The 13628-nt window shown below is 42.9% G+C and carries 12 protein-coding genes; all 12 read right to left on the bottom strand.

The window, feature by feature from the left end:
* Window positions 1–30: 30 nt before the first annotated feature.
* Window positions 31–1473, bottom strand: coding sequence for a hypothetical protein (locus KNO98_RS02435; protein ID WP_214698693.1), 1443 nt, complete (start codon window positions 1471–1473; stop codon window positions 31–33).
* A 255-nt stretch (window positions 1474–1728) separates the two neighbouring features.
* A complete protein-coding gene (locus KNO98_RS02440; RefSeq protein WP_074033141.1) occupies window positions 1729–1890 on the bottom strand; it encodes a thiazolylpeptide-type bacteriocin in 162 nt (53 codons plus the stop codon).
* A gap of 31 nt (window positions 1891–1921) precedes the next feature.
* Complete coding sequence (locus KNO98_RS02445; protein ID WP_074033142.1) at window positions 1922–2083, bottom strand: thiazolylpeptide-type bacteriocin; 162 nt, start codon at window positions 2081–2083, stop codon at window positions 1922–1924.
* Window positions 2061–3029, bottom strand: a complete 969-nt coding sequence (locus KNO98_RS02450) for a hypothetical protein (RefSeq protein ID WP_214698695.1) — start codon at window positions 3027–3029, stop codon at window positions 2061–2063. The genes KNO98_RS02445 and KNO98_RS02450 overlap by 23 nt, the downstream gene beginning before the upstream one ends.
* 21 nt (window positions 3030–3050) lie before the next feature.
* Window positions 3051–3878 (bottom strand): SagB/ThcOx family dehydrogenase, encoded by an 828-nt coding sequence (locus KNO98_RS02455; protein ID WP_214698697.1) that lies wholly within the window; start codon window positions 3876–3878, stop codon window positions 3051–3053.
* A complete protein-coding gene (locus KNO98_RS02460) occupies window positions 3862–4779 on the bottom strand; it encodes a thiopeptide-type bacteriocin biosynthesis protein (RefSeq protein ID WP_214698699.1) in 918 nt (305 codons plus the stop codon). Before KNO98_RS02460 ends, KNO98_RS02455 begins: the two co-directional genes overlap by 17 nt.
* 10 nt (window positions 4780–4789) lie before the next feature.
* Window positions 4790–6736, bottom strand: a complete 1947-nt coding sequence (locus KNO98_RS02465) for a TOMM precursor leader peptide-binding protein (RefSeq protein WP_214698710.1) — start codon at window positions 6734–6736, stop codon at window positions 4790–4792.
* A gap of 13 nt (window positions 6737–6749) precedes the next feature.
* Window positions 6750–8231, bottom strand: coding sequence for a hypothetical protein (locus KNO98_RS02470; protein ID WP_214698712.1), 1482 nt, complete (start codon window positions 8229–8231; stop codon window positions 6750–6752).
* A 25-nt stretch (window positions 8232–8256) separates the two neighbouring features.
* On the bottom strand, window positions 8257–9408 hold the full coding sequence (locus tag KNO98_RS02475; RefSeq protein WP_214698714.1) for a hypothetical protein: 1152 nt from the start codon (window positions 9406–9408) through the stop codon (window positions 8257–8259).
* Window positions 9405–12041, bottom strand: coding sequence for a lantibiotic dehydratase (locus KNO98_RS02480; RefSeq protein ID WP_214698722.1), 2637 nt, complete (start codon window positions 12039–12041; stop codon window positions 9405–9407). Before KNO98_RS02480 ends, KNO98_RS02475 begins: the two co-directional genes overlap by 4 nt.
* 39 nt (window positions 12042–12080) lie before the next feature.
* Window positions 12081–12824: an ABC transporter permease gene (locus tag KNO98_RS02485; protein ID WP_214698724.1), complete on the bottom strand. Its 744-nt coding sequence runs from the start codon at window positions 12822–12824 to the stop codon at window positions 12081–12083.
* Window positions 12825–12839: 15 nt separating this feature from the next.
* Complete coding sequence (locus KNO98_RS02490) at window positions 12840–13526, bottom strand: ABC transporter ATP-binding protein (RefSeq protein ID WP_214698726.1); 687 nt, start codon at window positions 13524–13526, stop codon at window positions 12840–12842.
* Between the last annotated feature and the right edge of the window lie 102 nt (window positions 13527–13628).

A 13628-nucleotide genomic window follows, 5' to 3' on the forward strand; every position in this document is an offset into this window, starting at 1 on the left:
TCACTCCTTTTAATCTGTCAGGGTGGTACATCACGAAACGGAACGAAGTAGCGATTCGGCCTTCTGCATCAGATGGTTAAACTGAACCTCGCTCATTCCAAATCTGTCTGAGCAATAATCCCGAATCTCATGACTTGATTCGCCCAACCAAACCCCCTCCAAATAAATCGCCATCAATATAGGAATCTTATAAAATTTCATTTTCGATTCACTATATAAAAAAATCTCATCTTTCCAGCCGAATATGAAATGCGATGTACGCATTTTCCGCTGCAACGTCCTAATTGGCCCATGATAGAATCGAGTACAATGTTCCGTTGAAAAGATCACGATATCGGACAGAGAGTGGTTGGATGAAATTGAAGCGAAAAAGCTCTTCAAGATATATTTTTTCCGAGTCAACTCTGCCACATAAGGCTGACTTTTCCGAAGCGAGCAATAGCGCTCTTTTTCCATGGACTGAGGAACCATTTTGATGCACCGCGGGCACTCAAGCGCAACCGGGCAATTGATACAATCAGCAATGACCGCATGCTCAGCGTACCTGGATTTAAAGAGCTGAAACAAATCTCCGCGGGTCAGCAAATCGTTGTCATCTATTTGAAAACAGACAGGTGAATCAAGAACATTCTCTGCCCCGATACTGATTCGGGTTTCTTTGGTCACTGAACACGTAGATTGGTAGGACCATTTACATTCATCTCTTAGGTAAGGAATCACATGGACGAGAGATAGCTCCCCGGTCAACTGAATTTGTTCAATCACGTTCGAATACAAGTCATAATCCTTTGGTTGTTCAATCGTCAGAAACACATCTTCCCCCTTCTCAGGAAGAAATGGTGTTTTCATATAGTCCACGTATGATAACGATTTGATGGATCGCGTCGTCGTCTCACCGCTTTCAATGACTAACACCTCGTATGAATTGGTGTTTACCGGTTTATACAACAATTGCCCCTCTCCAAACCAACTATCTTTATGATTAGTGGTTTCAAGATTAATTCCAGATCCGATTTGGGAAGAGTTAATATTACTGTTTAGATTGAGCCTATCCTTCAGTTGAGAAGAAATCGGGCGGTCAAAATCGAGATGCAGATGTTTCAGTTTTGAATGATGCAACTTTGCGGGGTACATACCTGTTAAAAACAGTCTAAAACCGTTGTAAAGAGCTTGATGGGTGTCGTCTCGATGACCCTGCTCGTTTTGTATATTTTCAAAAGAGATGTTAGATGAACGTCCCATTGCCCCTATAAGAGAATACAACCGGTTCAATATCTCTTTGTTTTCTTCTCGTTCAACTATCAGGTAGTGATGGTGGGGACGGTTCTGTATAAATGAAACCAGCGTCTTATATGTAAGGAAAAAGCGACTATCATTGAGAAGTGTAGACGATTCCTGATTCCTCGGTTTCATCTCCACACTCCATAGACCCTTTTCATCTTTGTAAATGTCAATCGTATAGGTAAGCCTCATATGCTTATCCCCTTATGAACTAAATTTGAGAATTATAGAGAAATACAATCTCATATACTTACTTTTCAAAAAAATTTTGATAAAATGTGTTAAATGAGTGTAAGCATGATTGTTTAGTAGCAAAATGACTCCCTGTCATTTCTAGTTACACATTGAATAATCGTAGCTGCTTCTGGAAGAGCCGTTTACCTCATTAAAGAGACTGACCAACGAACATGTGAGTGTTCATTAGTCAGTCTTTTTGTCATGGGTCGATCATGTGCAACACGATGAGCAACATGAGCTTGAACCACATGTCGAGTACACGTTGTCGCCTGAGCTTCCGCTCGATGCAGCTGTTTCTGGAAGAGCCGTCACATCATCAAGTTCAATCACTTCAAAATCCAATTCCAACTCTACGTCTAAATTGTTCTCCATGTCTTTGACCTCCTGATTGTTGTGTGTTTTCTTAAGTACAGCACGATGAACAGCATGAGCTCGACCCACATGTCGAGTACACGTTGTCGCCTGAGCTCCCACTTGATGCAGCTGTCTCTGGAAGAGCCGTCACATCATCAAGCTCAATCACTTCAAAATCAAGTTCTAATTCAATGTCCAAGTTGTTCTCCATTCGTCTCACCTCCTTTCAAAGGCAGACAGATCTCACAGTTAGGATGCTTTCGAATTTGCTTGAGAAAGACTTCTCTAGAACTCCCGTCAAATACATACTGTTTTCCAGCGATGGACGAGAAATGGGTCGTGTACATGAAGTATTCATCTAACAACCAGAAGATGAGCTCTTCGCTGATGGTGTCCATCAACAACTGAGGATACGCATCGATGCCAATATTGTCGTTTTTAGACAAGGTCTTCTCTTCTGTCAATTCGACACAGCGCATACATCCGTAAACCGCTTTTCGAATACGGGGGCCGAGTTTGAGCGTCTGCGAATCTCGATCATAAGAAAAGTTAAGAACAGGTGTCCTCGCATTAATCTTTTCGCGAAGCCGAAGCTGTTCCTCGAATGTCAGGTCACGATCTGTTAACAAGATGACACACTGGCTTATAGGAATAGATTCCATGTTCCGAATTGTTTCAAAATGACAGACCGATTTCAACTCACCCTCGATCAACCATTGCGGTGCATTCGAGGTCGTCAGGCAAACAATCGGTTCACCAACGAACCATTCTGTGATTCGTTCAAAGGCCAGGTAGCGGTCTTTTGGACTAATTGACGTCCGATGTTTGTCCAAACAGCGGAGTATCCATAGTTGGAGCTTATACGTATCTTCTGAAACGAAGACAATATTGTATAATCGTGAGAGTAACTCTCCTATCCTCGGTTCAGCATGGATAGTTTCGACCAAATCAGACGCCCGGACACTCTCGGTGTTGTATTGCGTGATCAAACTTCGAACGTCTTCACATTGATTCGGAATCCTCACTTGATATTTTGCCTTCTGCGACTCCTTATTAATAACCCGAATGATATCCTCATCCATCTCAAGAACGTAGTAAGGGTTAAGACGTGTCAATGTCCGAAGCGCGTCGTCCAGCGGTTGTTTTTGAAGGACCATTTGCATTCTCCTATCATAAAATCATCCTAGCGCAACAAGGTACAAACAGCGTTTCATCTCTGTTTTCAATGATAAAAAATATTCAACTTTGTCATCGTAAAAGGCACACATCGGAAGTGACTTCTTCCGAAGAGATGTAGCAACGAGTTGAATATTTTGAGCGATGTGACCAGCTTCGAGAGCCGCCAATCGATCCACTAACATCCCATACTTCGAAAAACCCCGTTCGTAATTTGCGACTAAGAAAACCAGCACGTTTGTCTTGGCGAATGAATCGGCATAAGGGTTCTTCGGGATCGTCAATGGTGACAAAGCATGTAACATGTCCAAAGAAATTGTCGTACCCGTTTTAGTGAAGTGGGTTGCAGATGCGTTTAATCGATATAATCCATCTTCTATGCCATCCACTTGCCGAATGTGAAGATGAATCTCGATGGGAAGTAATGACCCTCCTGAAGGATAAGTCCGCAGTTGTAAGCGTTTGGTATGTGGTCCGCTCTCGTTCACATAGGAGACGGTCTTTTCACCCGAGATACCAAAGGATAGTCTCGCCCATTTGAGTAAATCTTCTTTCGACCACTTTCCCTCAAACTCGGATAATCGGTAAGAGCGGCGTGCCAAAATTGTTTCCTCGAACTCACCCACCCCGGCTTGTTGAATAATAGGAATTTGCGCACCTTCTTGGTCTGATAACTTCTCGTTCTCTTCAGGAAATGAAAAGGTTGCTCGGGGACGACACTCATCCCAAAGGTCTTCGATGATACGTGTCGACTCTTTCATCTTGAACAACTCGTTTGGATCAAAGAAAGAGAACGTAGCCATTTTCTTATAGTCATGAAGGCTCTTCAACGCGGATTACCCCCTTCTTCGGTTCCTGGCTTTCAAAGTAAGCACCTAGATATTCGGAGATATAGTATTCGACAAATGGAGAAACACCCAACCGATTGTTCGCCATATGGATATGTGAGGCAACAATTCGGTGGAGGTAGAGTTCATCCCGCACCTGTTCGCGGATCTGTTGTAACTCCTGTTTCATCGCGACGAGACAATCCTTCACAATCTCATTCTGATTCAATAGCTGGTAAAAGCTATTCACGCTCATCTCGTTTGCATGGAAGAGTCGACGTAAGTCATCGGTCTTGTTCCCTTCTACAAACGACTCCCAATACTCTTGATAGAAGAGACAGAACTGTACGTTGTCTTCTTCGTCTTCAAACTCGAGTAGCTCCTCAATCAAGTACCGGGTCAGCGTCAATGAGAGAATGAAACGCCTCGCGGGATCGAACTTCATTTTCGAAAGTAAGTACGCGACGAGTCGACTTGAATGGGCAAAGATGTTTTCAGAATACGCCATGACGTCAGCCCCACCATAACGCGCTAACTCAGGCTCATACGGTATCAAGTGCACACTCTTATCCTCATACCAGGGCAGGTCGTTCATCGTGATCTCTTTTCCATCGAACTTATGCCCCTCATAGTAAGCGTCTTTGGTCATCGGAGGGAGAGAAGATGGATTGATCAACCAATATCCTTGCGTAAAGTCGGTCACTTGTTCGATGATTGCTTCGGGCTGATCCGTTTGAATCCTCAATCTGAGGTGTGGACCTCCCTCCCAATAGCGGATGAAAAACCACTGATTGACTTTTCCAGACCGAACGAGTTCATCCATCAATTTGGAGATGTTCACGATTAGCGCATCATACGTGGACATTTCATGCTGAAAAATATGTAAAGATATCCATGGTTTCATCGTCTGCCTCCTAAGGAAATGGATGTGGATACGGGTTAATGTTGTCCAAAGCCAATGGGCTTTCCGCACGTCCGGCCAGAACAGGAGCTTGTAAGATACGCGATTCATCCAGGCGACGATGCTGATGACCGAACGTCATCGTCAACATCCCAGGGATGAACACCTTCACGCAACGAAGTTTGAACGATTTAAGCAGGTCTCCAGAAAGGTCGACTACGTATACATCTTCATAATGTTTGTAGACGCGATGTAACAACTGGTTTAAATCTTCCGTTAGATCTTGGTTTTTGAACGTCTCAGTCTCATACCATTCAGGATGTAGAGTTCGTAATGTCTTTTTCTCTCCTGAACTAGTCAAAAATGACAACCGTTCCAAAGCGTCAGGGTGCGAATAAAGAAGGACGTGATCTTGGAACTCTGTGGCGAGATCATCGTTCTCAAAGATTAGACGCTTCCGTTCCAACAGGTGTTGCGCTCCAAATACTTTGTTGTAAACCGGAACCGAGGAAACGACCTCGATGAATGCGCTCATCAATGCCTTCTCTGGGTTGAAATGACACCCAGCAGCCGAGTAGGTCTTCACCACCGCATCATCTCGTTCATTGACCATGAGTGCCCAGACGGTCGGTATACCCAATTCCATCGTGGTATCGAAGAACCGGACTTCGTAGCCATCGGCTTTTATGACTTCGTTCAGGATACGGAATTCTTCATTCATATTGCTGATATCGATTTCGACGAGCGGCAGACGGTTATACCAAGCGACCAAAAAGTTGTCCCGTTCAATCATCTCGAAAAGCCCGTACAGTACAGCTTCTTCAATTGTTGACCCGAGTGCACACCCGTTGGACGTTTCATACACGAACCTTCTAGATTCTCCTCGAATCATTTCATCTTTGTAATACACCATCTGTTCGGGAATCAGTAATGGAACTTCGTTGCGGAGTGAACAGCCCCACACCCAATGGTATTTCATATTTTCCGAATATCGATGAAGACGGAAATGTTCATTCATGTGTTCTTCCTTGTGCAGTGTCATATCTGCCGGATTCACTGCTCGATCCTTCACTTCTAGATAAGAGGCAAAGATCTCACTGTGGGATTTCCGGTTATAGACGTTCGAATATCGCTCCAGACCTTCTAAATAAGCTGAGACCTCGGAGCTCTTAAAATCAAACGTACGTCCAAAAGCTCCTTCGTTCTTATCCGTCTCAATGTAATTTTCGGTACCGGCCATTGGAACATATTTCGATTCGACCTCGAAATAGCTGTGCTTTGTCTTTCCTGTCTTTAAATCGACCAATCTTTGCTTGAAACCGGTTGGTGAGAGTGAAGACTTCAAACGATATGTCGTTGGCGATTCCTTGATACGTGGTTGAAAATGAAGCATCGCATGCTGCTCGGTATCTGACGGTAGTTCTCCACAACTTTGACAGTATTCATGTTTGAGCAGGGGATGTATGTGAATACTTCGCTTTTCATCATTGAGAATAGTGATATGATTCAGGGCCGATTTTTCTTCAACTTCTACAAGCCGAAGCAACTCGACGACCTCTTCACAAATTTGATTCAGAAAACTGATTCGCCACGTCATGGCAGGAGACGTAGTCGTGTAGTCATAATCTCTATAAAGAACCATCGCGTCGTCAGGGGCGTTTGTAGAGAGACGCTCATATAGACAATCCACACAGCTGCTCATTCTCCCATTATAAACTGGTCCAACGACCGCCTGTTCGAATATCAGATTGGCTCTCACATAAGGAATGTGGTTGTCTCGACAGTACTCGACAACCCCCCGCTCGAAATTATAATCAAAGTAATCATATAGACCGACCAGCACTTCTGCGTCAGTCACATCAGTCAGTTTATCGATGACTCGTATACGTGAACTTTCATCAAAATAAGCTATGAATTGATGGAGTAACGTCTGGCCACGGTTGAGGAGACAGATATCCATATTTCCTCCTTTATTATTCGCGGGTCTCACCTTTCGAAGATCCGTCGAGATTGGGAATGGACACTCTGAAACACTTTGTGCCCGTTTTTTCAATTAGCATGTTGTGGGACCACTCCACAACCGAAAGATTGATTTCTAACGATTGAAGGAGACGGGTGATTTCTATTACCAGGGTGCCGACGTCATGAGTCGACACAGACGTGTCACTTTCAAGAGTAGCTACGAGATGACGGCTTTCTTGATCATGCTGATGGAAGGGGTGATTATTCTGTACATGTTGCGCATAAAATTGACGTAAGCTCGCTTCCACCAATTGATCAACACTTGTGCCGTATCTTTGAATTCGGTTCACTCCTTCGACCAGGATGGAAACTTGGTAAAGGGAGTACCCTTTTACCTTTCGTACCTCGATTTCAGGACTTCCACCTCTGGTAAAGAGTTCACTAATCTGCACCAGTCTTTTCATCAAAGGTGAGGGGATATTGTCTTCGGACAAAGGATACCGTGTCGTCTCAAGAGGAGTCATTACTCTTGCCATATGGTCGAAGAGGAGTGGGGCGACCCCAACTTGATAAAGCTCTTCAATACTCGAACAGCATACCCAGCGGGCATATTCATCCATCTCTCTCTGGTTTAAAGATGTCATCATCCCCAATTTGAAAACCTCAAATAAGGCTTTTAAAGGATGGTCTTCGGATTGAAGGACGGTCATTTTCTCTGCCCCTCGTATGGTAGTGATTGTGGCGATTTTAAATGGGATCTGCATCAGTTCCTCAAATCCATAATGTCGGAACATATATGGGGTCTGAGTCACAAACTTCTTCATATGATCGACAGGTTCATGGTAATGCTCCATGAAATCAAACGTGAGTTCTTCAACCTCGATTTCCTGACCAATCTTCAGGTAGTCTTCAAAGTTATGAACAGGTATAAATCGATCATTGCTTGAATCATCCATGGTAAAGATAACTATCTTATCTCTTATAGCGCGATCTTTGGTGATAAACTCTATTGAGCGTTGAAGCAACCGATCGCTAATAGCTGAAAAATGAGTAGATTGTCCGCTTACTTGAAGATGATGCATGTCCATGAAGCGAATGATATCCATTCCTTTACCGAGAAAGATAAAAGGTTGTACAGTGGTCGGAATTGCTACCATGACTGATTCAGAATGATATTCTCGCAGTCTAAGCCTCACCGTATTCTGACTTTCATTCTCCTCTCGGAGGAAAGACAGGAAAGGGACACGCTCTGACTGCTCTTCCACTAAAGAAGCCGAAGGAAATCGTGCCAACAATCGATTCAACTGTGGATTGTTCATTTTGCGAATGTCTTCAGCGTTCACATGACCTGTTTGAATACCAGGAAGCAGTGCCAGAAGGGCTTGAACAGTTTGCTGTTGCTTGATTTGATATCGTTTGGTCGGCGTCTTCACAATGATATGGTCATCGTGATAGGACAACCACAGTGTTTCTGGAACTAATTGATTGATCATAGTCCTGCTCCTATCATTGCCAGATTCATATGTTGTGGTATATATCCGTTCCGTTATACCGGTCCCCTCTCATGGCCATGATGTCTTCCCATGAGAAGTTGTAATGTTGCTCCGCTTGCTCACTGATAACTTTACATAGTTTGTTCTTTTGAAATGGAGAGATATTCAACAAAGGGAACACGCTATATAAAGAATTGACTAATAGGCGATACTGTAAAAAACCAATAGATTTGGAGAATGAAGCAAAGCCTTTCTCGTCCACGAATTTACTGTGAAAATCACTCAGTTGGCTACCACCTATCGTGAAAGAAGAGATGTCATGATATTCTTCAAAATGAATTTCCTCTCTAACCAGACCGTTGTGAAAAAATAATCCTAATGATTCGTTGATCGCGTACCAATCGAGCAATATCACCTTGTCATTCCCGCCATAATCTTTAAACCGTTTCTCTACTTGTGTGAGAAATACAGGCATCTCATCAATAAAGGACTGAAGTTCTTTTGATGTATGATCAATCTTCTGCATGACAATATCTCTTTTCTCCTCCGTCATGCGTTGAAGTTGCATGTTGAATCCTTCCCAATGAGACTTGAAAGAGATATAGCCGAATTTGATGCCTTCAAGGACCGTGTCTTCGATTTCGATGCGGTATTGATTAGCTGTGATTAACATCATTTTCGCGCTTAAAATTTCTCTGTCATCTGGACTCAATCGACCAAGGTAATCATGATGTCGGATAAAGAACGCTGACTTTTCTATTTCGCATTTTTGATACAACGAAGGTGCATAAATCGTTTGATTCGAAGACAGGTCTTGAATCATCACTTCGAGACTAAGGTCGTCGCGAAGTGGTAGGAGATCACCTGTATAACGCTCTGCTTTAGCAAGTCGAGAAGATAATTGTTCATATTTGTTGTGGTCAACAGGAGCACCTTCATACTCTCCCAACAAGTTTTGGAAAGATGTGATGAGTGTGTCTTTCACATGTAAGTCACAATCTATGTCATTGTCACGGAAATAAACAGCGATGTGAGGACCTGTTGCCCAATGTTTTTGCATAAAGCAATCTGTAATACCATTCTCGTGGAGAATTTTGAACACACCATATAAGGTTTCCCGAGACTGAGCTGAATCATAAAGGAACATTTTTGCGACATGATACTGGTACGGGTTCATTGAAGGGCTCCTTTCGAAGTCAGTTCGAGTAAATATTCTTCGGTGTATTCTTGATCTGATTCTCTTAAGTCTGGAAGCACCTCTGTCAGTAGAAAGTAAGGTGTATCCTTTGCTTCTTTTAAGAATAGACTCCAAAGAAGTGGGCTTGTAAAGTTCACGTACTGTGGTTTTTCAAAAGCTCCATCAATTGTGTCCGTATCCTCCTCAATCCCATCTAACGATTTCAGGCTTTGGAAGAAAACACGATGAGGGATACCATGAGAATCCAATAGAGATAAGAAATTCATCATAGATAGGTGATTTTTATCTGAATATTCAGTTAATAATTGCGTGTCGATGACCCAGCACTCTCGACTAAGAACAAGTGTCCCATCTAGACTGATTCGAGGAAAATGTTTGATGGTTGGCTGTTCCCGGGGTATTGCCAGATACTCGTCGATCAGAATTGATCCGACACTTTTAAAAAGTACGCCGTTTGCCGATAAGGCATGTAGCATTGCGCTAATCGAAGGTATGAGTCGCGTCATCAATGAACCTAAGAATAAGATATGAACCTGCTCCCCTTTGGCAAATACATCAATCTTTTTGGTGATGGGATTGTACTGCAGCTCGAGATCCTGCCAATCATAGACACCGGTTAAGCCGCTCTTATCTGCCACCCGACTGTTGGGGATATGTACACTGTAATCAGTAATGCTCGAGCGTACGTTGGCATTAAATCCGTAAGATTTATAAATATCGACAACATTGCGCTCTTTAATGTGTTGATGGACATATGACTGTAACGCTGGTTCTTTCATGACGTCTTTTAAGTTGAATAGAAAGCGAGAAAAATAAGACAGGTAACCTCCATACATATCATTCAGAACGAAACTGTTCTCATCTGTTCGCTGTACGAAGAAACTGTTTGACTGTGTATACCGCTCCAAATCTCTCGGCAATGTACTGATAAGTTCTTGAAGGTAGTCACTTGGAATCCTTATTTCCGAACCTTTGTTTAATTGTTCCTCTGCTTTAAGGTATCGAATAAATTCATTTTTCGCGGCGTCCAACACTCTCACTTCTTCGATTTCACTATCTATTGTCGTCTCGTTAAACTGTCCGCTCCATAGATGGCCTGCGTTGTCCATGATGGCATTCAGCATAATCTCCATCACGTCTTCTTTTTCATTGTCCCGAAAGGCGACACGCTCATGTCCGTATTTATCGAGCATGAACTTCCCTAAGACGTATTGGACTCGTAACACGACATCAAATAAGACAGTAGACTGTTGGAAAAGTTTTAATGAACGATCGATTTGTTCCCAGTTTTCCTGTGGTTCTATTCTTCGTTCCGTCGTGAGATAGTCCTGATAGAGCAACAACTTTTCATCAAGGTCCGGTATACCCAAGTGTTTCGTCACTTCTTTAAAATGAGAAACAATTTCTTGGTAGCTCTGGTAGCTAGCTTGGCCATGCATTTCGTCAAATGTGTTCAGAATTTCTTTAATGGTCTTCAGATGGACAAATACTTGCCGTAAAACTTCATCTGCGTTCAGCACTTCCGCCTCTGAGAGACAAGAGAGGATATAATCTAACCCTTTATTGCTATGTTCCGGAATGCCTTGAGTAGGTTGCAGAAAATCATTCTTGATTAAAGACAACGCATAGGTCACGGCTTTTTCTTGATCCAATCCGTTATGAAGGAACACTTTCTCGACACGATCATATGCGAAGGGGTCGCTTCCAAGTTCCTTGTAGAGTTGAAGTAATAGTGGATTTTCTTTGATCTTCATTAGTGTATCCGCAGTACGATAAATTTTTTTCCGTTTCATTGGTTGGTCGGCCAGGGTCGTCCAATAGAACTTCCCTTCGTGCCGTGTCAACGTTTCATTGAAACGGTAGGTCATTGTGAAGACCATACTAGGTCGCAGACGAATTGCTTCGAATACACGCATCAGATACGCCAGATTGAGATTTGTGACCGTATATGTCTCGCCGGGATCAGTCGATGATACAAGGTGACTATTTGAAAACTGACCAATCCCGACCTTCGTCAACGTGCTAAATGGACTTGTCTTGTGGGTCGCACGAGTCAATACTTTCAACAGTGTATAGTCTAATTTTCTATGTTTGACTCCATGCTCCTGAACAGGTGTGTTAAAATATCCCCTGGCTTTTTCCATGATGGTCGCCTGAATGAATTTCAATGAATTCATCAGTGTCTCTTCTTTTTGAAACACATCATAGAGCTGCGCCCTCTCATGCGATTTTGCATAGATAAATTGATGCTCGATTTCAATCAATCGCGCCTTGTTTTGTTGATAGAGGGAGCGGATGTCTTCCGCTTCCCTTATCAACTTAAAATCCTCTAACATAGGCTGGCACTGATCGATTCGCTGACAGAAACGAGGGCGTAAGTTGAACATATCCCGTTTTAAGTTGATCAACTCTTTCCTTTGTTGATCGTCTTCAATAAGTTTGATCACACGTTCTAATGTGGTAATAAATGAAACAATCTTTTTCTCTTGGAATTGGAGGGAAATACCATATTGTTGCATTAAATCTCGTAACTCGTTGGAACCGAACTGTAACGCATGGGCATAGGGCACGCTGTTCTGTCTAATTAAGAAGAGCGGTAACTTCGAATTCATCACAACAACTCCTAAAAACAGATTCGTTTTGATATGTCATTAGTCATATTTAAAGAAACGGAAACTTAGGAGCCCTACGACTACCGTCGTCGCCATGACGTAGATGAGATGGTAGGATTCCCATATGTCTCCACCGTTCCAAGAAATTTGTAGGATTTTCACCGCATGGGTCGTCGGTAAGACGTTCGCGACGCTCTGCATAAAGTCAGGCATCAGTTCAGTCGGGAACGTGACGCCACCTAAAAAGATAATGACGAAGTAGACTCCCATCGACAGGGTTTGTGAGGTCTTCGGATCTGTCGTCAAGTTCCCAATGAACACGCCAATGAAATAGCACATCATGAATGACAGGAACAGTATAGATCCAAAGATGAAGAGGTTCTTTCCATCGAGACTCATCGAGTACTGGGTCGTCGCGATGGCGAATAAGAGGATGATTGTAAATATGGCACACAGCAACTGTACCATGAAGTTGGCGGTGATGAATTGTGTGCTTTTGACCGAGGCCAAACGAAGTCTTCTGAAAAAAGATATGCTTCTCATGTAGGCGAAGCCGATCCCGACATTACCAATGGCGAGCACCACGACGCTCAAGAAAGCAAACATCGGAAACGTGAAATCAATCGGGGCAATCTCCATCCCATAGAGTTCAAGGCTGTTGTTGCTGACTTCTGTCTGCATGATCAAGAAGAAGAGCGGTGCAGCCACTCCAAACCCTAGGATGATCCACGTCCTTAATAACTTTTTTGCCTCTAGCTGAAATAGTGCGGTGACTGTATTCATGAGTTCCTCCTCGATTTACATAGATTCGACAAAATAATCTTGCAAACTGTTATAGTCAGTCCCCATCAATGCCTGAGGTGTAGTCGATTGTTCGACTTCTCCATTTTTGATGACGACCACCTTGTTGCACATTGCTTCAACCTCGTCCATATAATGACTGACCATGATGATGGTCTTTCCTTGGTCATTGAGTTCCTTTAGATATTTTCGCATCTCGTGACGACTCGTCGCATCAAGGGATGTGGTGAGCTCATCTAAAATAAGTAGATCCGGGTCATTCAATAGGCTCAATAGGATATTTAACTTTTGTTTTTGACCACCAGATAGTGTCTTTATATACTGTTTCCGCACCTCTGTTAAATCGAAGCGTTCAAGGTACCCCTCAACTACTGCCTGGTCGACTTTATAGATTTTTCGCCACAATGTGCACATATCCTCGACCTTGAGACGATCATCGAAATCACCTGATTGCGTTTGGACTCCGATGTGAGAATAAAGATCGCGTTCATTAAACGCGTATTTTATGGTCCCGCAATCTTGTTTCACCAGTTTACAAATGATGTTGGTAAGTGTGGTCTTGCCAGCCCCGTTCTTACCGATGATGGCCAAAAAATCCCCCTTTTCTACTTCGAAGGAAACACCTTTCAGCACTTCTTTTTTCCCATAATTCTTTTTTACATTTTCAATCTGTAGCATCAACATTGTTGCACCTCGCTTTTTTCATGTCATCAATTCATTGTTTCGTCTCGGCAATCAAACAAGTCAGTAGCACTAAGGCAAATCATTGATCTAGTAAAAATTTGA

This window comes from Exiguobacterium sp. s57, from assembly GCF_018617685.1.
Classification (GTDB): Bacteria; Bacillota; Bacilli; order Exiguobacteriales; family Exiguobacteriaceae; genus Exiguobacterium; species Exiguobacterium marinum.